Annotated in this window: 14 protein-coding genes; 9 read left to right on the forward strand and 5 right to left on the reverse strand. The window is 69.0% G+C overall.

Annotated elements, in window-relative coordinates; all coding sequences use genetic code 11:
* Positions 1-2 precede the first annotated feature (2 nt).
* From ACSYGO_RS44670 to ACSYGO_RS44685, 4 genes are all read right to left on the reverse strand, one after another.
* The gene (locus ACSYGO_RS44670) at positions 3-758 is read right to left on the reverse strand and encodes an SDR family NAD(P)-dependent oxidoreductase (protein WP_460390244.1); all 756 of its coding nucleotides are present in this window, start codon (positions 756-758) and stop codon (positions 3-5) included.
* Between the two features lie 127 nt (positions 759-885).
* Positions 886-3,363, reverse strand: a complete 2,478-nt coding sequence (locus ACSYGO_RS44675; protein WP_460390245.1) for a SpoIIE family protein phosphatase — start codon at positions 3,361-3,363, stop codon at positions 886-888.
* A gap of 282 nt (positions 3,364-3,645) precedes the next feature.
* The gene (locus ACSYGO_RS44680) at positions 3,646-4,362 is read right to left on the reverse strand and encodes a response regulator (RefSeq protein ID WP_432172991.1); all 717 of its coding nucleotides are present in this window, start codon (positions 4,360-4,362) and stop codon (positions 3,646-3,648) included.
* Positions 4,359-8,585 (reverse strand): HAMP domain-containing protein, encoded by a 4,227-nt coding sequence (locus ACSYGO_RS44685; protein WP_460390246.1) that lies wholly within the window; start codon positions 8,583-8,585, stop codon positions 4,359-4,361. The genes ACSYGO_RS44680 and ACSYGO_RS44685 overlap by 4 nt, the downstream gene beginning before the upstream one ends.
* A 216-nt stretch (positions 8,586-8,801) precedes the next feature.
* Between ACSYGO_RS44685 and ACSYGO_RS44690 the strand changes: the two genes are divergently transcribed.
* From ACSYGO_RS44690 to ACSYGO_RS44710, 5 genes are all read left to right on the forward strand, one after another.
* The gene (locus ACSYGO_RS44690; RefSeq protein ID WP_460390247.1) at positions 8,802-10,607 is read left to right on the forward strand and encodes a SpoIIE family protein phosphatase; all 1,806 of its coding nucleotides are present in this window, start codon (positions 8,802-8,804) and stop codon (positions 10,605-10,607) included.
* Between the two features lie 320 nt (positions 10,608-10,927).
* Positions 10,928-12,307, forward strand: a complete 1,380-nt coding sequence (locus ACSYGO_RS44695; RefSeq protein WP_460390248.1) for an ABC transporter substrate-binding protein — start codon at positions 10,928-10,930, stop codon at positions 12,305-12,307.
* A gap of 13 nt (positions 12,308-12,320) precedes the next feature.
* Positions 12,321-13,274 (forward strand): carbohydrate ABC transporter permease, encoded by a 954-nt coding sequence (locus ACSYGO_RS44700; protein WP_460390249.1) that lies wholly within the window; start codon positions 12,321-12,323, stop codon positions 13,272-13,274.
* Complete coding sequence (locus tag ACSYGO_RS44705) at positions 13,271-14,155, forward strand: carbohydrate ABC transporter permease (RefSeq protein ID WP_460390250.1); 885 nt, start codon at positions 13,271-13,273, stop codon at positions 14,153-14,155. Before ACSYGO_RS44700 ends, ACSYGO_RS44705 begins: the two co-directional genes overlap by 4 nt.
* A complete protein-coding gene (locus ACSYGO_RS44710; RefSeq protein WP_460390251.1) occupies positions 14,155-16,395 on the forward strand; it encodes a glycosyl hydrolase family 65 protein in 2,241 nt (746 codons plus the stop codon). Before ACSYGO_RS44705 ends, ACSYGO_RS44710 begins: the two co-directional genes overlap by 1 nt.
* Before the next feature lie 88 nt (positions 16,396-16,483).
* On the opposite strand, the gene ACSYGO_RS44715 is transcribed toward ACSYGO_RS44710, so the two are convergent.
* Complete coding sequence (locus tag ACSYGO_RS44715; protein WP_460390252.1) at positions 16,484-17,530, reverse strand: LacI family DNA-binding transcriptional regulator; 1,047 nt, start codon at positions 17,528-17,530, stop codon at positions 16,484-16,486.
* Between the two features lie 591 nt (positions 17,531-18,121).
* Between ACSYGO_RS44715 and ACSYGO_RS44720 the strand changes: the two genes are divergently transcribed.
* The 4 genes from ACSYGO_RS44720 to ACSYGO_RS44735 all read left to right on the forward strand — a co-directional run bounded on the left by ACSYGO_RS44720 (position 18,122) and on the right by ACSYGO_RS44735 (position 22,386).
* Positions 18,122-19,150: a LacI family DNA-binding transcriptional regulator gene (locus ACSYGO_RS44720; protein ID WP_435221194.1), complete on the forward strand. Its 1,029-nt coding sequence runs from the start codon at positions 18,122-18,124 to the stop codon at positions 19,148-19,150.
* A gap of 100 nt (positions 19,151-19,250) precedes the next feature.
* On the forward strand, positions 19,251-20,522 hold the full coding sequence (locus ACSYGO_RS44725) for an extracellular solute-binding protein (protein WP_460390253.1): 1,272 nt from the start codon (positions 19,251-19,253) through the stop codon (positions 20,520-20,522).
* 96 nt (positions 20,523-20,618) lie between these two features.
* Entirely contained in the window at positions 20,619-21,491 is an 873-nt protein-coding gene (locus ACSYGO_RS44730; RefSeq protein WP_460390254.1) for a carbohydrate ABC transporter permease, read from the forward strand.
* Between the two features lies 1 nt (position 21,492).
* Positions 21,493-22,386 carry a carbohydrate ABC transporter permease gene (locus ACSYGO_RS44735; protein ID WP_460390255.1) on the forward strand — a complete coding sequence of 298 codons (894 nt, stop codon included), beginning with the start codon at positions 21,493-21,495 and terminating at the stop codon, positions 22,384-22,386.
* The last annotated feature ends 57 nt before the right edge of the window (positions 22,387-22,443 follow it).

Consider the following 22,443-nt stretch of genomic DNA (forward strand, 5'->3'; position numbering starts at 1 on the left):
CGTCAGTACATGGCCATGCCGCCGTTGACCGCGGCGGTGGTGCCGGTCATGAAGGCGTTGTCCTCGTCGGCGTAGAAGGCGACCGCTTGGGCGACGTCGGCCGGGTGGGCCAGGCGGCCCAGGGGGGTGGCTGCCACCTGTCGCTGCCTTGTGCTGTCGTCGAGCACGCTATTGGCGATGCGGGACTCCACCGGTCCTGGCGCCACGACGTTGACCGTGATGCCCTGCGGGCCCAGTTCCTGGGCGAGGTAGCGGGCGAACTGCTCCAGTGCGGCCTTGGCCGTCCCGAGTGCGATCATGCCTTGCCGGGGGCGGCGGCTGAGGCCGGTGCCGAGATAGATGATGCGTCCCCAGCCCTGTGCGGTCATCGTGGGCAGGACGGCTTTGGTGAGCGCGAACGCCGCGTGCATCTCGGCGTCGAGCTTGCCGCCCAGTTCGTCCCACGTCATGTCGTTGAAGGACTTGACGGCATACGGGATGAGGGCGTTGTGCACGAGTACGTCGACGCCGCCCCACGCCGCCCGCACCTGCTCGACCATGCTGTCGACGGCCGACACTTCGCGTACGTCGGCCTGCACGGCCATGGCCTGACCGCCGGCGGCCTCGATGTCCGCCACGACCTCCAGGGCTGCCGTGCTGCTGCTGAGGTAGTTGACCACCACACGCAGACTTCGCTCGGCCAGAACGCGTGCGGTGGCCGCACCGATTCCACTGCTGGCCCCTGTCACCAGGGCCACCCTGCCGTCCGTCCCGGTCATGGGCTCACCTCCTCGTCGTCGTCACGGGCCCCCGCCGACTGCGCCAGGTGTGGGGCTTGTCGGCACGCACGCCGTGCGCCGGGTGTGGGGCTCGTCGGCACGCACGCCGTGCGGCTTCAGGTACAGGTCACGGGTGAGGCGGATCGCTGCCCGGCCGGGGAAGGGACAGTTCCGCCCAGATGACCTTGCCGTCCTCGGTGGAGCGGGTGCCCCAGCGCAGGGCGAACTGGGCGACGAGGAACAGCCCTCTGCCTCCTTCGTCTCCCAGCCTGGCCCGTCGCATGTGCGGGGAGGTGCTGCTGTGGTCGGAGACGGCGCAGATGAGCCTGTTCTCGGTCCGGATCAGGCGGAGCTCGACGGGGGCCTGGGCGTGCCGGATGGCGTTGGTGACCAGTTCGCTGACGATCAGCTCCACCGAGAACGACAGGTCATCGAGCAGCCACTGCGACAAACGGTCGCTGGTCAGTTTGCGGGCCTGTCCCACCGAGGCGGGATCGAACGGGAGGCTGAAGGTGGCGACGTTCTCGGCGGCGATCGGACGCGGCCGCGCGACGAGGAAGGCGACGTCGTCCGGCGAGCGCTCCGGCAGCAGGGACCGCTCGATGGTGTCGCAGATTTCCTCCAGAGGCCGGTCGGGGTGGGCGAGAGCGAAGCTGATGCGCTCCAGTCCGGTGTCCGCGTCACCGTCGGCCGCTGTGAACAGGCCGTCCGTGTACAGGGCAAGGACACAGCCGTCCGGGACGTCCACCTCGGCCGACTCGAACGGCATGCCCCCGAGGCCCAGCGGGGGACCTGCGGGGATGTCGGGAAACTCCACCGCTTTGTCCGGGTGGGCGAGGGCGGGCGGCGGGTGGCCGGCGCGGGCGCAGGTGGCGCGGCGCGTGACCGGATCGTAGATGCAGTACAGGCAGCTGGCGCCGACCACGCCCTCGACTCCGGTGGGGTGTGCCGCGTCGGCCTCTTCGGCCAGGCGCTGGACGAGGTCGTCGAGGTGCGAGAGCAGCTCGTCGGGTGGCAGGTCGATGTCGGCCAGTGTGTGGACGGCGGTGCGGAGCCGTCCCATGGTCGCCGCGGCGTTGATGCCGTGGCCGACGACGTCTCCGACGACCAGTCCCACCCTGGCGCAGGACAAGGGCAGGACGTCGAACCAGTCGCCGCCGACCCCCGCCTCGGTGTCGGCGGGAAGGTAGCGGTACGCGGCCTCGACGCCCATGTGGGCTTGCAGCTCGTGCGGGAGGAGGCTGCGCTGCAGGGTGAGCGCGGACAGGTGCTCGCGGGTGTAGCGGCGCGCGTTGTCGATGCACACGGCGGCGCGGGCGGCGAGTTCCTCGACGAGCAGCAGGTCGTCGGAGGCGAAGGCTTCCGGGGTGCGCCAGCGCATGAGGGTGGCGACTCCCATGGTGATCCCTCGCGCGCGCAGCGGAACCACCAGGTGTGAATGGATACCGATGGTGCGCAGGAGGGCGCTGCGCATGCCGTCCTGAAGCATCCATGGGCTGGACAGGTCCAGGACGGCGTTGAGGACGGGATGACCAGTGGCGAGGCAGTGCCGCTGAGGGGAACCTTCCGGGTAGCCGACCGGCTGGCCGGGTGTGACGACGGCTTCGGGCAGGTCTTCGCGTACGGAACGATGGACCGCCCTGCGCATGTCGTCGTTCCGGCCGGGGCACCGGGCGTCGGGCTCCCGGCCGTCCAGTACGTCGCCGAGCAGGTCGATGGCGGCGAAGTCGGCGACCTGCGGTACCAGCACCTCGGCCAGTTCCTGGACGGTGCGGTCGAGGTCGAGCGTGCTGCCGATCAGGACGCTGGCCTCGTTGAGCAGGGCCAGGCGCCGCTGTGCCTGGTGAAGGTCGGTGACATCCACCGACTCCTCGCACACGCCCAGCGGGCGGCCCTCGTCGTCCTGCAGCCGGTAGTAAGACAGCGACCACACGTGCTCATGGTCCGGATCGGAGGGAGGGCGGCCCCGGTAGTGCAGTCCCACCACCGTCTGCCCGGTGCTGAGCACCCTGCTCATGAGCTGAGTGACCGTGGTGGGGTAGTGCGCGGACAGGACCTGGCTTCCCGGATACAGCTCGTCCTCACTGCGTCCCAGGTAGTCGGTGAACGGGCCGGGCAGTTCCTGCCGGGCGGCGGCGTTCGCCCAGGCCACACGCAGGTCGGGGCCGTAGATCGTCATGCCCACCGGGGACTGCGTCGTGATGCCGTGCAGCAAGGCCTGCTGTGTCTGCCGGGCTCTGGAGTCCTCGGCATCCGTGAGGAACAACAGGAATGCCGGACCCGCGGCCGTGTCGGCAAGCCGGTGGCGGACCACCGCGGCCCGCAGGAGGCGGCCGTAACGGTGACGGAAGGTGAGGTCGCGGCGACACTGGGAGGCCGGTTGCTGCGTGAGCCACGCCGCGGGCTCCTGTCCCTCGGCCTGTGCCGTCAGTGTGTCGATCGAGAGCCCCAGCACTTCCTGCGGGCTGTAGCCGAGCAACTGCTCGGCCTCCGGACTCCAGCCGGTCACCACCCCGCGCCTGTCCACCATGACGGCGGCCGTCTCGAAGCTCTTCTGCTCGTCGCCGAGGCCGACCGCCTCGGGACCACTCGATGGTGTGGTCATGGCACGTCAGCCCTTCGCCACCCCGGTCGCCGGGCGGGCCCGCCCGCTGTCTCAAGGATCGACCCGCATCGGGTGGAGCACAAACGCCAGACCCCTGCGTCCTCGACCCGGAGGTCGCCCAACTGCCTGGTCGGGGAGGCCCAGGCCCTGGGACACGGTGATGCGTGCCGCGCGTCGGCAAGGCCCCTTGGCGCCCCCGAGCCCTGTCGCGGGCCGCCCGCTCGGTGGGTCGTGCGCGGGCCCCGCCGGTGGACGGCCGGCCCGAGTGAAGGGCCCTTGCCGTCACTCGGGTCGCAGGAGCAGACCGCCGACGGCTCGTTCGAGTTCGGCCACGCGGTCGGCGAGGGTGGGGGCTTCTGAGCCCTTCGTGTCGCGCAGCAGGAGTTCGACCTGTGCCAGCTGCTCGCCGATCTCCGCCAGCCGGTCCTCGGGCCATGCAGTCGTGGCACGTGGCGCGGTCTCCGGTGAGGGCGGTCGATCCTCGAGGCGTTCGGGGGTGGCCTCGTCCTCGGACGCCCCTGTGAGGGCCTTGGGGGGTGTGGTGGTCCCGGCCTCGGAGAAGAGGCGGCGCAGCTGCTCCGCCTGGGCGATCAGCTGGCGGTTCTTCCGGTACAGGTCGAGGAAGATGCTGACCTTGGTACGCAGCAGCCACGGGTCGAACGGCTTCGTGAGGAAGTCCGCGACACCGATCGAATATCCGCGGTAGGCATAGTCCGCCTCGACCTCGGCCCCGGTCAGGAGGATGACCGGCACATCTTTGGTCTGGTCCAGTCGCTTGATGTTCGCGGCGGTCTCGAAGCCGTCCATGCCGGGCATCAGGACGTCGAGCAGCACGACGGCGAAGTCCTGCCGCAGCATCGCTTTCAGCGCCTCCTCGCCGGAGTGGGCGCGCACCAGTTTCTGGCCCAGCGGGCCGAGCAGGGCTTCGAGAGCGATCAGGTTCTCGTCGATGTCGTCGACGATCAGGATGCTGCACTTCTCGGTCGGGTGTGTGGTCATGGCCCCTGCCTCGACGGGTCTGCGTCGTCTTCGGCGACGTCCTGAGCCTGCTCGGGACGCGGATCCGCGGAGCGGCCCTGCGGGTCGAGCAGATCGCAGGCCACGGACAGCAGGTGGTCCACGTCCACGGGCTTCGGAACGTACTCCGAAGCGCCCGCTTCGAGGGCCTTCTCCCGGTCGCCCGGCATGGCCTTGGCGGTCAGCGCGATGATCGGCACATCGGCGAAGCGGGAGGAGTGCCGCACGGCGCCGATCGTCTCGTACCCATCCATCTCGGGCATCATGATGTCCATCAGAATCAGCGAGATGCCGGGAACGCGGTCCAGCATCTCGAGGCCTTCGCGTCCGTTCTCGGCGTACTTGGCGGTGATGCCCACCCGGCCGAGCACATGCATGAGCGCGAAGACGTTACGGATGTCGTCGTCCACGATGAGGACGGTGCGCCCGGCCAGCACCTTGCGTGGCCGACCGGTGATCCACTCCTTGAGCCGTGTGGTTTCCGGCCAGCTCGACGTGTCCCGGCCGGTGGCAGCTGCCGCCATTTCGACGGGGAGCTCGGGGACGCTCGTCGTCGGTGCCGTCGAGGGAGCGGCGAGCGGCCCGGCCGACAGAAGGGGGACGGGCGGCCTGGTCTCCGCAGCCGGGCTCGTGGGCTTCCGGGGTTCGGTCATGGGCGCTGCTTCCGCGCCGAGGCTCGCGGGCACGTACAGCGTGAACCGGGAGCCGACGCCGGGTTCGCTGTCGGCGACGATCCGGCCGCCCAGCATGCCGGCGATCTCCCTGCTGATGGAGAGTCCCAGCCCGGTGCCGCCGTACTTGCGGCTGGTGGTGCCGTCGGACTGCTGGAACGCCTCGAAGATGACGGCCAGCTTCTCCCGCGGGATGCCGATGCCGGTGTCCTCGACGCGGAACGCGAGGATCGGCTCGCTCGTCGGGAGTCCCTCCCGCTCGATCTCCTGGCCCGTTGCCCGCTCGACCCGCAGTTCCACGCTGCCCTGCGAGGTGAACTTCACCGCGTTGGACAGCAGGTTCCGCAGAATCTGCTGGAGCCGCTGCTCGTCGGAATGCAGTTCGCTCGGCACGCCGTCCCCGATCGTGACGTCGAAGGACAGTCCACGCTCGCTCGCGAGCGGCCGGAACATGGCATGCACATAGTTCAGCAGCTTGGTCAGCGGCAGCTTCCTGGGGTGGACGTCCATCCGGCCCGCTTCGATCTTCGACAGGTCCAGGATGTCGTTGATCAGCTGGAGCAGGTCCGATCCGGACCGGTGAATGGTGGCCGCGAAGTCCACCTCCTGTTCGTTGAGATGCCCGTCGGGGTTGTCCGCCAGCAGTCGGGCCAGGATCAACAGTGAGTTCAGCGGGGTGCGCAGCTCGTGCGACATGTTGGCCAGGAACTCCGACTTGTACTGCGACGAGCTGGCCAACAGGGCGGCCTTGTCCTCCAGCTCCGCGTTGGAGCGCCGCAGTTCCGTGGTGAGCCGCTGCGACTCCGAGAGCAGGGCCTCGGTGCGCGCGTTGGAAAGAATCGTGTTGATCGAGACGCCGATGGTGTTCACGAACTGGTCGATGAAGGCCAGATGGACCTCGTTGAACCTGCTGAACGAGGCGAGTTCGATGACACCGAGCGCCTCGCCCTCGAACAGGATCGGCAGGACGACGATGTTGGTCGGTGGCGCCGAGCCGAGCCCGGACTCGATGCTGATGTATCCCGGCGGAACCGCGTCGACGAGGATGCGCTTCTTCTCCAGAGCGGCCTGGGAGATCAGTCCCCGCACCGGCTTCCTGGTGTCGGAGCGTGTGCTGTCGCCCGGGCCTTCGGCGCTGCCGTAATCGGCGATGAACTGCAGGCCCCGGCCGGGTTCGGCACCGGCCTCCGCCAGGAAGAACGCTCCGAACTGGGCGTTGACCAGTGGGGTGAGCTCACGCAGGATCAGGTCCGCGACCTCGACCAGATCGCGGTGCCCCTGCATGAGACCGGCGATACGGGTGAGGTTCGACTCCAGCCAGTCCTTGGCGCGGGTGGTTTCGCGGAGGGTGGAGACCATCAGATTGACGTTGTTCTTGAGCTCGTTGACCTCGCCGCTGGCCTCGACCGCGATCGAACCGGTGAGGTCGCCCTGGGCCACTGAGCTGGCGACCTCGGCGATGGCGCGTACCTGCGTGGTCAGATTGAGGGCCAGTTCGTTGACGTTCGTCGTCAGCCGCTTCCAGGTGCCGTAGACGCCCTCGACCCGCGCCTGGCCGCCCAGTTGGCCCTCGCTGCCGACCTCGCGGGCCACGCGCGTGACCTCGGCGGAGAACGAGGACAGCGTGTCGACCATGGTGTTGATGGTCGTCTTGAGTTCGAGGATCTCGCCGCGTGCGTCGACGTCGATCTTCTTGGACAGGTCGCCCTGGGCGACGGCGGTGGCCACCTGGGCGATGTTCCGGACCTGCGAGGTGAGGTTGTCCGCCATGAAGTTCACGTTGTCGGTGAGGTCCTTCCAGACTCCGGAGACGCCGCCGACCTGGGCGCGCCCGCCCAGTTGTCCTTCGGTGCCGACCTCGCGGGCCACGCGGGTCACCTCGTCGGCGAACGCCCGTAGCTGGTCGACCATCGTGTTGACGGTGTCTTTCAGCTCGAGGATCTCGCCGCGGGCGTCCACCGTGATCTTCTTCGAGAGGTCACCGTCGGCGACAGCGGTGGTGACCTGGGCGATGTTGCGGACCTGGGAGGTGAGGTTGGACGCCATGAAGTTGACGTTGTCGGTGAGGTCTTTCCAGACTCCGGAGACGCCGCGGACGTGTGCCTGGCCGCCGAGTTGTCCTTCGGTGCCGACTTCGCGGGCGACGCGGGTGACCTCGTCGGCGAAGGCGGAGAGTTGGTCGACCATGGTGTTGATCGTCGACTTCAGTTCCAGGATCTCGCCCTTCGCCTCCACCGTGATCGTCTTTCCGAGATCGCCCTGGGCGACGGCGGTGGCCACCTGGGCGATGTTGCGGACCTGGGAGGTGAGGTTGGAGGCCATGAAGTTGACGTTGTCGGTGAGGTCTTTCCAGACTCCGGAGACGCCGCGGACGTGTGCCTGGCCGCCGAGTTGTCCTTCGGTGCCGACTTCGCGGGCGACGCGGGTGACCTCGTCGGCGAACGCCGAGAGTTGGTCGACCATGGTGTTGATCGTCGACTTCAGTTCCAGGATCTCGCCCTTCGCGTCCACCGTGATCTTCTGGCTCAGGTCGCCGGTGGCGACGGCGGTGGTGACCTGGGCGATGTTGCGGACCTGGGAGGTGAGGTTGGAGGCCATGAAGTTGACGTTGTCGGTGAGGTCCCGCCAGACCCCGGAGACGTCCCCGACGTGTGCCTGGCCGCCCAGTTGTCCTTCGGTGCCGACCTCGCGGGCCACGCGGGTGACCTCGTCGGCGAACGCCCGCAGCTGGTCGACCATCGTGTTGACGGTGAGCTTCAGTTCAAGCACCTCACCGGTGGCCTCCACCGTCACATGCTGGGTGAGGTCGCCGCGTGCCACCGCTGTCGTGACGACGGCGATGTCCCGGACCTGCGACGTGAGCCGGGACGCCATCGTGTTGACTGCCTCGATCACCCGGCGCCAGTCGCCGGAAAGGCCCCGTACATGGGCGCGGCCGCCCAGCCGGCCCTCGGTGCCGACCTCGCGCGCCACCCGCGTCACCTCGCCGGTGAACAGGGAGAGCTGGTCGACCGTGCGGTTCACACAGCGTGCCAGACGCCGTAGATCGCCCCGGAGCTCGCGGCTGCCGTCGTGCAGGTCGACGCGCTGCGTCAGCTCCCCGACCGCCACCGCGTCCAGTACGCGGGTGGCGTTCGACACCGGAGCCACCAGGGCCTCGAGGAGGGTGTTCGCGGAGTCCACTCCTGTCACCCACGAGCCCTGCCCAGGGCTCGCCGAGAGCCGCTCGTCCAGCCTGCCGTGCCGTACGACCTCGCGGCGGACCCGCTGCAGTTCGCTGACCAGATGCTCGTTGCGCCCGGCGATCTGATTGACGATGCCGGCCACCTCCGCCAGGACGCCCTCCTCCGCACCGTCGACGCGGACGGTGAAGTCGCCGTCGCGCAGTGATTGCAGAGCGGTGAGCACCGGACGCAAGTCGCTGCTGCGCACCCATGCCTCGCCCGGGGGCGTGGGGGACGGAGCGAGTTCCGTGGCCTCGGGCGGGTCCGTGGCCGTGATGCGCGCGTCGGCCGAAACCGGTTCGAGCGCCATGGTTCTCCACCCCCTGTCGTCAACCTGGGCAGATACGTCACACTATAGGCGGTAAGGGAAATATGTGATGAAGGTCTCTTTAGGACATGAATGATCGCCATGCCTCCACGGTCGACTGTGCCCTCTGGATCGGTTCTGATCTCGCAACCTGACAGGTGCGTATCGCGGACGACGCTGCAGGCGAATGAGCGGGCGGCCTCCGAGGCGCGCGCGTTCGTGCACACGACCCTCGCTGAGCAGGCCGCGGTGGTCGGGGCCGGGTCCCAGGCGATCACGCAGGAGTTCGACGAGGTCAGAGGGGATGCCGAGCTGCTCGTCAGCGAGCTGGCCACCAACGCCGTCATGCACGCCGGTACGGACATCGACGTCGTCTGCTCGATGGAGGGCGGCGGGAGCCGTTCGGACGCGCACGAGGAGCCCGGTTCCTCGGTGCCGGCGGACGGCGAGGACGCCCCCGTCGCCGTGATCATCGAGGTGGCCGACCGCCACCCCACACGGACACTGCGCGCCCAAGAGGACCTGCCCGGCTGGCGGGGCCTCGGGCTGCGGATCGTGGGCGCGCTGGCCACGTCATGGGGGGTGACCTACGGCCAGGACAAGAAGTCGGTGTGGTTCCGCCTGGAGGCCGTGGGGCGGGAGCGGCGCGGGGCACCCGGGCCCACGGCGTCGCCGAGGCGCGTCCCGCAGGACTCCGGGACAGGCACATCGGCATCGGTCGGCGGCGGTGACGGGGGCATCGCCGAGTGGCCCGACCCGGCGGGTCCCACCTTCCTCGCCGAGGGGAGTGAGCTTCTCGCGGGCCAGCTCGACGAGGATCTGGTCGCCGCGCTCGCAGGGCAGCTGCTGGTGCCCCGGCTCGCCGACTGGTGCGGCGTATGGCTGGCCGTGGAGGGCGGCCGCCTGCGCCTGTCCCAGGTCTGGCACGCCGAGGAGTGGCGCATCGACGCGCTGCGCCGCGAGCTGGAGAGAGAACAGCCGCCCGCCGTGCTCAGCAGGGCGAGCACCCCCTGGCCCTGGCCGGAGACCGCCGGCGACGCGGGTACGCGGGGCTCAGCGCTGGCGTTCCCCCTGGTCGCGGACGGCGCCTGCCAGGGCGTTCTCCTCCTGGGCAGGTCCGGGCAGCTCCGCATGACCGCCAGCCTGGAGAACGTGGTGCAGGACGTGGCGCGGCGTATCGCGCAGTCATTGATCACCGCCCGCCGCTACACCCGGCAGAAGACGATCAGCCGTGCTCTCCAGCGCAATCAGCTGCCCAAATTCCTGGCCAGCATTCCGGGCGTCGAGACGGCGATCGTCTACGAGCCGCACGGCGAGGGTCAGACGGTCGGTGGCGACTTCTACGACCTGTTCCCGATGGGCGCGGACCGCTGGGGCTTCCTGCTCGGCGACGTGCAGGGCAAGGACGCGGAGGCGATGTCCGTCACCGGTCTGGCGAGGTACCTGGTCAGACTGCTGGCACGCGAGGGCCACGGCGTCGAGTCGGTGCTCCGGAGGCTGAACACGGCCATGGTGGAGGAGAGCGCGGGAGCCGTCGCGAGCGGCGGCGAACAGGCCCGCCCACGGTTCTTCAGCATGCTGTACGGGGAACTGCAGCTCGGCCCCGGCACGGAAGGCCCCCTTTGCACGATCGCCAGTGCCGGACACCCGTTGCCCCTGCGCCTCCTGACCGACGGCTCGGTCGTCGCCGCGGCGGAACCCAAGATGCTGCTCGGCATCGACAACGGCGCTGATTTCCAGCCCCGCTCCTTCAGCCTCGCCCCGGGCGAGACACTACTGTGCGTGACCGACGGTGTCACCGAGCGCCGAAGGGGTCTTCGGCAGCTGGACGACGGCGACGGCCTGTCCGCGGTGCTCCGCGAGTGCACCGGCCTGGGCGCGAAAGCCGTGGCCGAGCGTATCCGTCAGACGGCGCACTGTTTCGGTCCCAGTCCTGTCGAGGACGATCTCTCGATCCTGGTGCTGCAGGCGCTGCCCGTGGCGGGTGCACAAGCCGGCACCGGGGAGCAGCGACCGGCTCGCTGAGCAGCCGTGGGAGTCTCTGCAGCGCAGTCTGCATGCGGTGCGGGTCTGCATGGACGGAGGGCGGGGCCGGACTGCGCCAGGGTTCCGGCCGGCCCCGCACCGGGCCTCTCTGATATGAACGTTCAAATTTCTGCACCCTGAGGCACCCGTCGCGACCCGCTGCGACCCCAACTCCCTGGTGAGGGCGGCCTGAAGAGATTGCGTGCAGTCGCTGCCGGAGGGGTTGACGGAAGGACGCATCGACGGCATCTTGAACGATCAAATTCAGCCGTTGGCAGGGCCGCTGCCATGAGCCGGTCGACGCAGCGTCGCGTCTGCCGGTGAGCAACGAGGAGGACACCGTGGGGTCTTCGCGGATAGCCGTTGGCGCGGGACTGGGCCGACCGAAGCCCCCGGGCGCGAGGCCGGCGCGGCGGGCGGCCGCGGTGGTGGCGGCGCTGATGTGCGCCTCGGTGCTCAGCGGATGCGGTGGCTCGGACTCCTCCGACAAGGACTCCGGAGGGCCGGAGAAGTCCCAGGACCGCGGCCCGATCGCCTTGGCCACCGGTAAGGACACCACGGGCACGTTGCAGGGCCAGCTCGAACGCTGGAACAAGCAGCACCCCGATCAGAAGGTCACTCTCGTCGAACTGCCGGAGAGCGCCGATCAGCAGCGCCAGCAGTTCATCCAGAACGCTCAGACCAAGTCCGACACCTACAGCGTGCTCAACCTCGACCCGATCTGGGTCGCCGAGTTCGCGGCCAACCAGTGGATCGACGAGCTCCCCGCCAAGGAGTTCCCGCTCGACAGGATGATCCCCGCCGTCGTGAAGACCGGCGAGTACTTCGGCAAGCAGTACGCCGTCCCCTTCAACACCAATGCGGGCCTGCTCTTCTACCGCAAGGACCTTCTCGACCGGATCGGAGCCCAACCGCCGACCACCTGGGCAGAGTTGAAGCAGGACTGTGTGAAGGTGCAAAAGCTCCCGGAGGGCAAGGGCGTCGAGTGCTACGCCGGGCAGTTCGACAAGTACGAGGGGCTGACCGTCAACTTCTCCGAGGCCGTGGCCTCCGCCGGCGGCAGCGTCGTCGACGACAAGGGCAAGGCCACCGTCGACACCGAGGCCGCGAAGAAGGGCCTGCAGTTCCTCGCCGACGGGTTCAAGGACGGCACCATTCCCAAGCAGGCCTCCACCTACAAGGAGGAGGACGGCCGCCGGGCCTTCCAGGCGGGCAAGCTCCTCTTCCACCGGCAGTGGCCCTACCAGTGGTCTCTCGCGAATGCCAAGGACGGGTCGAGCAAGGTGGCGGGGAAGTTCGGCGTCGCCGCGCTGCCCGGCCTCGACGGCCCCGGCAAGTCCAGTCTCGGCGGTCTCGACCTGGCCATCAGCAAGTTCGCCAAGAACAAGGCGACCGCTCTCGACTTCATCAAATTCTTCTCCAATGAGGCCAACGCCAGGACCAACCTCAAGGTCACCTCCGCGGCCCCGCCCTACACCGGCCTCTATGACGACCCGGCGTTGCGCAAGCAGTTCCCGTACCTGGCCACACTCAAGAAGTCGCTGGACACGGCGACGCCCCGGCCCGTGGTCGTGCACTACGGCGATGCCACGGCCGCCATCCAGGAGAGCGCGGCGGCCGCGCTGAGCGGCTCCAAGCCGGTCGACGAGGCCTTGGCCGACATGCAGAAGAATCTCTCCGCCGCCATCGCTGCGAAGTAGACGGGCCGCCCACGTGTCCGTCACGACGCCGACGCCGGTGCGCAAGACCGCGGCGTCCCGGCCCGTGCGCTCATCGCGCCGGGCCGGGACGGCCGGTCTGGCCGTGGCCCTGCTCTCGCCGACGTTCCTGGTCCTCGTCCTGGTCATCGGATACCCCGTGGTGGCGGCCCTGCGGCTGTCCTTCCAGGTGTCCAGCGAGTCCATCGACCCGCACACCGGTTTCAAGGTGACCGCCACTTCCTACGGCGCCGGGAACTACACCTCCGTCTTCTCCGACGACCGGCTGCTGCGGCCCTGGTGGAACACCACGTCGTTCGCTCTGGCCTCGGTCACCCTCGAGGTCCTGATCGGGGTCTGCATGGCCCTGGTGATGCACCGGGCCTTCTGGGGCCGGGCCTTTGTCCGCGCCGCGGTCCTCGTGCCCTGGGCCATCCCCACCGCGATCTCCGGCATGCTCTGGAAGTGGGTCTTCAACAGCCAAGGGGTCGCCAACGAGATCCTCGGCACCCAAGTGCTGTGGAGCAGCGACGGGTTCCAGGCTTGGCTCTCCGTGGTCATCGCCGACACCTGGAAGACCGCGCCGTTCATCGGGCTGCTCGTGCTCGCCGGACTGCAGATCATCCCCGGCGAGTTGTACGAGGCCGCCCGCGTCGACGGCGCCTCCGCGTGGCGCGTCTTCTGGCGGATCACCCTGCCCCTGGTCCGCCCGGCCCTCGTGGTCGCCGTCCTCTTCCGCCTCCTGGACGTCCTGCGCATGTTCGACCTGCCGTACGTCCTCGTGGGGCCGCGAAAGGATTCGGTCGAAACGCTCTCGATGATCGCCTTCGACGAGATGACCAATCTGCGCTTCGGCACCGCCGCCGCGTACGCGACCGTCCTGTTCCTGTACGTCGCCGTGGTCGCCCTCGCGTTCGTGAAGCTGTTCGGAGCCGATCTGATCGGCCGGGGCACCGGGAGCGAGACATGAGTACGACGATCTTCAGGCCTCGGCAGGCAGCGCCCGTACGGCCTGGCACGAAGCGCTCCGGGCGCGGCACGGCCTGGGCCCGCCGCCTCGGTATCGCGACGGTCGTGGCCTACTGCCTGGCTCCCTTCTACTGGATGGTCGTCTCCAGCCTGCGCAGACCGGCCGACCAGTTCTCCAACGCGCCGCTGCCCGTACCGGTCTCCTTCGACAACTACTCCGCGGCCTTCGACGCGCGCAACGGATTCGGCCGGGCCCTCGTCAACAGCCTGGTCGTGGCCGGTGTCACCACCGCCGTCACGCTGGTCGTCGCGATCTTCGCCGGATACGCGCTGGCACGGCTGCAGTTCCGCGGCAAGACACTGATTCTGACGCTGATCATCGCGGCCTCGATGTTCCCGCCGATCATCCTGGTGGTGCCGCTGCTCGATCTCTTCACGGACGCCGGCTGGATCAACACCTATCAGGCGATGATCGTCCCGAGCATGAGCTTCGCCCTGCCGCTGGCCGTCTGGAACCTCACCGCGTTCTTCCGCCAGATGCCCGCGGAGCTGGAGAAGGCCGCGCAGGTCGACGGGTGCACACCCGCGCAGGCGTTCCGCAAGGTCGTGCTCCCGCTCGCCGCACCGGGCGTCTTCACCACGGCGATCCTCGTCTTCATCTGCGCCTGGAACGAATTCCTCATCGCGGTCAGCGTGGTGAATGACCGTCACATGATGACCGCCAACGTGATCGTGTCGCTCTTCACCGGCCAGTACAGGTACGACCAGCCGTTCGGCACACAGATGGCGGCCGGCGTCGTGGTGACCCTGCCGCTCGTCGTCGCCGTGTTGTTCTTCCAGCGGCGGATCGTGGACGGTCTCACGGCAGGAGGACTGAAATAGTGGACGCCCACACGGCGGGAGAGCCGGCCCGGGCAGGTGCCCCGGCCGGCGGTGCGTTCGCCACCTCGGACGAGTGGGTGTTGAGCACCGACGATCCGCTGACCGACTACCACCCCGCCTTCACCGGCAACGGCCGGCTGGCCGCGCGGGTGCCGGCGTCCGGCAACGGCTTCGCCGAGGCCCCCGTGCGCACCCAGTTCCATGTCGCCGGCTTCTACACCGGCCGTGGCGGCGAATGGTCCCGCAAAGCGTCCCTGCCCGCCTGGACGACGCTCGATGTGAGCGACGGCAGCGGCTCGTTCAACGACGCGTTCAGCTCCGTACGCGCCACGGCGGAGGAGCTTGTCGGAGGTGACTGGGCAGCGGTGGCACGGCCGGAAGCCGGAGCCGCTCGCGGCATCGAGAGGTACCGGCAGTCCCTCGACCTGCGTACCGGAGTGATCACCACGGAGGCCCGCTGGACCTCGCCGGCGGGCCGCGTCACGGATGTGCGCCATCAAGTGCTCACCGACCGGTCCCGGCCTTACGTCGCGGCCGTGACCGTGACGCTCACCCCGCACTGGGAGGGGACACTCGTCGTCACCGACACCCTCGACGACCGTGCGGCTTCCCGCACGACACCTGCCCGGCAGGGATCGGACGCGGGACGGATCTGGACCGTCACGGAGGCCGAGGGAAGCGGCATCGTGGCCGCGGTCGTCTCCGTGCTCCACGCCGACGGTGCCGAGCCGTCGTGTCCATCGGGGGAGGAGACGGCGGCGCAGACGGTCACGGTGCGCGCGCTGCCGGGCCGCCCCTGCAGCTTCACCAAATACGTGTCCGTCGTGACCTCGCACGACGCCGACGACCCGTGTGCCGCCGCCCGATCACACGCCGACGAGGCCGCTCGTGCGGGGTACGGCCGGCTCGCCGACGACAACCGCCGGGCCTGGGCGCGGGAGTGGCAGGGCGACATCGTCGTCCGCGGCGACGACCGCCTGCAACGCCAGGTGAGGGCCTCGAAGTTCTACCTCCTGACCAGTGTGCGCGAGGACTCGCCGTGGTCGCTCTCACCTGCCGGGCTGTCCAGCGACAGTTACAACGGCCATGTCTTCTGGGACACCGAAACCTGGATCCTGCCGAGCCTCCTGGCCCAGCACCCGCGGATCGCCGAGAGCGTCCTGGACTACCGGGTCCGGCGGCTCGACGCGGCCCGCGCCTACGCCGCCGACGGCGGATACAGGGGCGCCCGGTTCCCCTGGGAGAGCGGTCTCACCGGCGACGAGGACACACCGGTATGGGCGCCGTGCGGCCGTCTCGAACAACATGTGAGCTCGGATGTCGCGCTGGCCTTCTGGCAGCACTGGCTGGTCACCGGCGACGAGCGATGGCTGCGGACGTCGGGACTGCCCGTGCTGAGCGCGGTCGCCGATTTCTGGACGAGCCGGGTCACCGCCGACGCCGAGGGCCGCTGTCACATCAACGGGGTGATTCCGCCGGACGAGTATGCGGAAGGGCCGCACGACGACTCCGTCTACACGAATGTCGCTGCCCGGGCCGCACTCCGCTTCGCCGCCCGGGCCGCAGAGACGTCGGGGCAGCCGGCCGACGCGCGCTGGACGGACGTCGCGGACCGGATCGTCGTCCCGTTCGATCAAGCCCTGGGCATCCACCCGGAGTTCACCGGATACGAGGGCCAACAGATCAAACAGGCGGACGTGGTGATGCTCGCCTACCCGTGGGAGAACCCGCAGCCGGCGGAGGTCTCCCGGGCCGACCTCGAGTACTACGTGCCCCGTACGCACGAGGACGGCCCGTCGATGACCGACTCGGTCCACTCCATCGTCTACGCCGAACTCGGCGACGCCAAAGCGGCGTTCGAGCACACCCGGCGCAGTGTCGAGCCCTTCCTCCGTCCGCCCTTCGAGCAGTTCGCCGAGACCCGGACCGGGGGAGCCTTCACCTTCCTCACCGGGCACGGCGGCTTCCTGCAGGAGTTCCTTCACGGTTACTCGGGACTGCGCTGGCGGGAGGACCGGGTCGTCCTCGCACCGATCCTGCCCGACGCGCTGGAAGGCATCGCTCTGCGGCGGCTGCGCTGGCGGGGCCGTGTCTTCGACATCGACATCCGGCACGAGGCTACGACGGTGCGGCTGCACATGGGCGAAGCGCTCCCGGTGGAGGCCGCGGGACGGCTCCGACACGTCCCGGCCGGGGGAGAGGTCAGGCTCGCTACGCGCACACCTGTGGCAGACCGGTAGCCGTTGGGCAGAGGCAGAGGCAGAGGCAGAGGCAGAGGCAGAGGCAGAGGCAGAGGCGGAGGCGGAGGCGGAGGCGCGCGGCCCCCTGTCAGTCGCCGCGTGTGCCGCGCGGCGGCGCCGAACTCGCGCGCACGACCAACTCCGGAACCAGCAGCCGGTGCAGAGACTCGGCAGCGCCGTCGACGTCCTTGTCCGCGTTCCGGCCGATGAGCCGCAGCAGCTCCGCCATGATCAACCGGCCGACCTCCTCTATCGGCTGACGGACGCTCGACAGGCCCATCGCCGCTGCGGCGGGGGTGTCGTCGAATCCCACCACCGCGACGTCCTCGCCGGGGCGCAGGCCGTGGTGACGCACGGCGTGCAGCGCGCCGACTCCGAGGGTGTCGGTCGCCGCGACGACAGCGGTCGGTCGCGCCGGCCGGTCCAGGAGCTCCACCATGAGCCGCGTACCGCTCGACATGGTGTCGTCGCCCCGTACGTCGAGCCGATGGCTTTGGGCGAGCAGGCCGTGCCGGTCCATGGCCGCCAGCCAGCCGTGTGCCCGGGCGTCGCCGACACTGGAGCCCTCGGGCCAGCCCAGGAATCCGATGCGCCGGTGGCCGGCGGCGACCAGGTGATCGACGGCGGAGGCCGTGCCGGCCGTGTTGTCGACATCGGCCCAGCTGTAGCCGTCGGCACACGTCGCCGTACGCCCGAACGCGGTGAACGGGACGCCGACTGCCTCCAGTTGCCGTGGGCGCGGGTCGTGCGGAGTGACGTCGTAGAGCACCACGGCGCTCACCGCCCCGGCGCGCCAGAGCGCCGTGCACCGCTCGACCTCCTCATCGGCATTCGGCGCCGTGAACAGCAGCACATGGTGGTCGCACGCCTGGCCCGCCTCGGCGAGCGCGTGAAGGAAGCGGTCCTGGATGGAGGCCACCGTCTCCGCGTGGACCGGCAGGATCCTGCACCCCACCATGCGGGGCGAGCTGGCCCTGAGCGAGCGTGCCGCCCGGTTGGGGTGGTAACCGAGGTCGGAGACGGCCCGATTGACCCGCTCCCGCGTCTCGGCGCGGACCCGGTCGGGCGCGTTGAGCACGTTGGACACCGTCTGTCGTGACACCCCGGCCGCCTCGGCGACGTCCGAGATGGTCACGGACGGTCCCGGAGTCGGCCGTGGGCCATGGGAACCGGCCGTCATGTGCATCCCCCGCTGCTCGACCCCTACGTATGTGCATGAACGGAGATCAGCGCCCCGCATGCCGGACGGATCGATTTTATCGTTCAAGCCCGGGCTGTCGAGGCTGGACAGTGGGGGAGGGGCGCCACGACCGACGAGCATCGGCGGCCGCAGCCATCCGATCCTGGGCCACCTCAAGTGTGACAAAAGCCATGGGCTGGGATCGCGGCACGTTCGACCGCTGGACAACGGTGAAGGTCAGGCCCTGCTCGCGCCGATGTCGCCGTCCACTGGCCGAACGAAGTAGAACTCATCGACGGCAAAAGCGACAAATAACGCATCCCCTATTCTTTCCCTCGACCTATTGACTTCTCGCGGTTCTTGGACTGAAGCTACGGGGCAGCCATTCAAACCGGTTTAAACGCCGGTGCGCCGCTCTCCTCCGATGAGACTCAGCCTCATCGTGCGGTCCTGAGGCAGACCTCGTCGGTCGAGGTCGACGAGTGTCAGGCCGTCGGGTTCGGGGAGCGCGTGGTGACAGTCCCGTCTGAAGAAAGCGGTACGCACATGTCCCGTCGTCCGACCATCGCCGATGTGGCGAAGTTGGCCGGAGTGTCCCGCGCGACCGTTTCCTTCGTCCTCAACAATCGTCCCGGCGTGGCCCAGGAGACGCAGGAGCGTGTCCGCTCCGCGGCCGGGGAACTGGGATGGACGCCGAGCCGAAGCGCACGCGCACTGTCCACCGGGCGAGCCCGCGCCGTGGGCCTGGTCCTCGCCCGCGAACCCGAACTCATCGGCACGGACCCCTTCTATCCGGCCTTCATGGCAGGCATCGAGGCAGTCATCTCCGAGACCGGCAACGGTCTGATGCTGCAGATGAGTCGTCCCGGAAGCGAAGTCGACACCTATCACAGGCTCTCGTCCGACCGGCGCGTGGACGGTGTCTTCCTCACAGACCTGCGCGTCGACGACTCCCGTCCGGCGCTCGTGGCCGAGCTGGGCCTGCCGGCCGTGGCGGTCGGGTCGGTCGAAGCGGGCGCGGGCCTGCCGGCGATCAACCTCGACGACCGCCCTGCCGTGCGCGACGCTGTGCGGCATCTGGTCGGCCTGGGGCACCGGGACATCGCCTACGTCGCCGGCCCCGACGAGTTCGTGCACGCCCGGCGCCGCCGCCAGGCCTGGGCGGACGCACTCGCCGAAGCAGGCCTGCGAGAGGGCCCGCTCCTGCCAGGGGGCTTCACGGCCGAGGGCGGAGCACGGGCCACCCGCATGCTGCTCGAGCAGCCCACCCCGCCGACGGCCATCGTGTATGGCAACGACTTGTCCGCCACCGCCGGCATGGCGGTCGCCCAGGACAGCGGACTGCGGCTGCCCGAAGACCTCTCGGTGGTCGGCTTCGACGATGTACCGCTGGCCTCCTACACCAGTCCTCCGCTGACCACGTGCCGTGCGAACCCGTTCTCGTGGGGCCGGGCGTCCGCGCAGGCATTGGTGGAGCTGATCGAGACCGGCGCCACCACCGACATGGAACTGGAGCCGGCCGCCCTGGTGGTGCGCGGCTCGACCGGACCCGTGCCGGACCGCAAAGCCGTATGACCCAGCGGCACGGCCGGACTCGCTCTGCCCCCGGGACGGGGTGGTCGGGCGCCGGCTGTTCCGCACCGCAAGATTCATTTAGCCAGAAACGGAACCTCCAATGAAGAAGGCCCTCCTCACCCTGCTGCCCGTGGCCGCCCTTGCCCTCTCCGCGTGCGGCGGCGGGGGATCGGACTCCAGCACTTCCAACGACGCGCGCGGTCCGATCACGATCTGGTACTCCAACAACGCGCAGGAAGTCGCGTGGGGCAAGAAGATGGTCGCGGACTGGAACGCCGCCCATCCCAAGGAGAAGGTCACCGCTCAGGAGATCCCCGCGGGCAAGAGCTCCGAGGAGGTCATCGGAGCGGCGATCACCGCCGGCAACGCGCCGTGTCTGGTCCTCAACACCGCCCCGGCCGCCGTGCCCGGGTTCCAGAAGCAGGGCGGTCTCGTGGCGCTCGACGACTTCCCCGACGGCAAGAAGTACCTGCAGGAGCGGGTCGGCGACAGGCTCTCGCAGTACGCGTCGCCGGACGGCAAGTACTACCAGATGCCGTGGAAGAGCAACCCGGTGATGATCTTCTACAACAAGGACCTGTTCAAGAAGGCCGGGCTCGACCCGAAGCACCCCAAGCTGTCCAGCTACAAGGACTTCCTCGCCACGTCGCACAAGCTCGTCGACAGCAAGGCCGCCAAGGCCGCTATCTGGCCGGCTCCGACGTCGGAGTTCTACCAGTCCTGGTTCGACTACTACCCGATGTTCGCGGCGCAGACCGGCAAGCAGCTGGTCGAGGACGGCAAGGCACAGTTCGCCTCGCCCGACGGCATCAAGGCCGCCCAGATGTGGAAGACCATGTACGCCGACGGCCTGGCGCCCAAGGAGAGCTACAACGGCGACGCTTTCGCCGACGGCAAGGCCGCCATGGCCACCGTGGGCCCGTGGGCGGTCTCCGTCTACGGCGACAAGGTCAACTGGGGTGCCGTGCCGGTGCCCACCGCCGAGGGCACCCCCGGCAAGGGCACCTTCAGCGACGAGAAGTCCATCGGCATGTACACCTCCTGCAAGAACCGCGGGACGGCCTGGGACGTCATGAAGTTCGCCACCGGCAAGGAGCAGGACGGCAAGCTGCTCGAGGCGACCGGCCAGATGCCGATGCGTACCGACCTGGCGGCCGCCTACCCGTCCTACTTCGCTTCGCACAAGGAGTACGAGGTCTTCGCCGAGCAGGCCGAGCACACCGTCGAGGCACCCAACGTCCCCAACTCCGTCGAGGTGTGGCAGACGTTCCGCGACGCGTACACCAAGGCCGTCATCTTCGGCAAGGGTGACCTCGACTCCGCGCTCAAGGGCGCCGCGGCCAAGGTGGACAAGCTCGCGGAAGGCCAGTGAGCACCCGCCATGTCCTCCACTGCCTCTGACACTCACGGGTCCCGGCACGCCGCCGGGACCGCGAGCAGGAAACCGGGGCCCAGGCAGCCTTGGCGGTTGCGGCTCGGCGGCCACCAGCCCATCGGCATGCTCTTCGTCTCCCCATACGTGCTCTATCTCGCCGCGATCTTCGTGTATCCCCTCGGCTTCGCCGTGTGGATGTCCTTCCACGACTACTTCTTCGCGGCCCCCGGCGTCCAGGTCGACCGGCCCTTCGTGGGACTCGACAACTACACGACGGTGCTGACCGACCCCGCCGTCTGGCGCTCCTTCTACAACATCGCCGTCTTCCTAATCATCAACGTGCCACTGACCGTGGTCGCCGCCCTTGTCCTGGCAACCGCCCTGAACAAGAAGCTGCCCTTCCGGTCGTTCTTCCGCACGGCGTACTACATCCCCTACGTCACCGCCAGTGTCGCGGTCGTCGGTGTGTGGATGTTCCTGTTCAACTCCGACGGCCTGGTCAACAACGCACTCGGATCGCTGGCGCCGCATCCGTCCTGGCTGGTGAACTCACACCTCGCCATGCCGCTCGTGGCCGTCTTCGTGGCCTGGAAACAACTGGGCTTCTTCGTGGTGCTGTACCTGTCGGCGCTGCAGAACGTGCCCCAGGAGCTCTACGAGTCGGCGGCCATCGACGGCGCCGGACGCCTGCGCACCTTCCGCTCCATCACGGTCCCGGCGGTGCGCCCGGCCACACTCCTGGTCCTGATCCTGGCCACCGTGACCGGCGCCAACCTTTTCACCGAGCCCTACCTGCTGACCAGCGGCGGCGGACCCGACGGCGCGACCACCTCGCCCGTGCTGCTGATGTACCAACGGGGCCTGCAGCAGGGACACCCGGACGAGGCGGCGGCCATCGGCGTGATCCTGGTCATCCTCGTCACCGCCATCTCGCTCGTGTACCGACGGCTCGTGGAGAGGGACTGACATGACCGCCGACAGCGCGCCTCGTCCCCTCGACGAGCAACGCCCCACCCAGCACACCCCGCGAACCCGCCCGCGGTCGATCGGATCACGGATCGCCCTGCTCATCGGCGCTTTCGCCTTCCTCTTCCCCTTCTACTACATGATCATCGGCTCCCTGCAGAAGGAGCCCGACTCCAGCCCGTCCGGCGCGTTCCCGAACCCGGCGAACCTGAGCTTCCACAACTACGCGGCGATCAACTCGGCGATCTCGCTGGGACGCTCCCTGGTGAACTCGGGCATCTTCACCGGCGGGGTCATCATCTGCACCACCGTGTTCGGTCTGCTCGCGGGCTACGCCCTGGCCCGGCTGCACTTCCGCGGCCGCGGCTCGACCTTCGCCCTGGTGCTGCTGGTCCAGGTCGTGCCCTTCCAACTGCTGCTGATCCCGCTGTACGTGCTGATCGTCCGCGACTACGGTCTCGCCGACTCCTACCTCGGCATGATCCTGCCTTTCGCGATCAACACGAGTGCCGTCTTCATCTTCCGGCAGTTCTTCCTGCAACTGCCGCCCGCCCTGTTCGAGGCGGCCCGCCTCGACGGCGCCGGCGAGCTGCAGATCCTGTTCCGCATCGCGCTGCCGCTGTGCAAGCCGGCCCTGCTGTCGGTCGTCCTGCTCAGCTTCACCGGGCCCTGGAATGAATTCCTCTGGCCGTTCCTCGTCACCAAGCGGCAGGACATGCAGCCCCTGGCGGTCTCCCTGGCGAACTACATCAGCACGGTCGCCTCCGCCGCCGCCAACCCCTTCGGCGCCATCCTCGCCGGCGCGTGCGTGCTCGCAGCACCGGCCGTCGCCCTGTACGTGATTTTCCAGAGCCGCTTCACCTCCACCGACATCGACTCAGCAACGAAGGGCTGAACCTCCGTGTCCCACAGCACCACCCCCTCTGTTCCCTACACCCTCACCCGCGTCGGC

This window comes from Streptomyces krungchingensis (assembly GCF_054729265.1).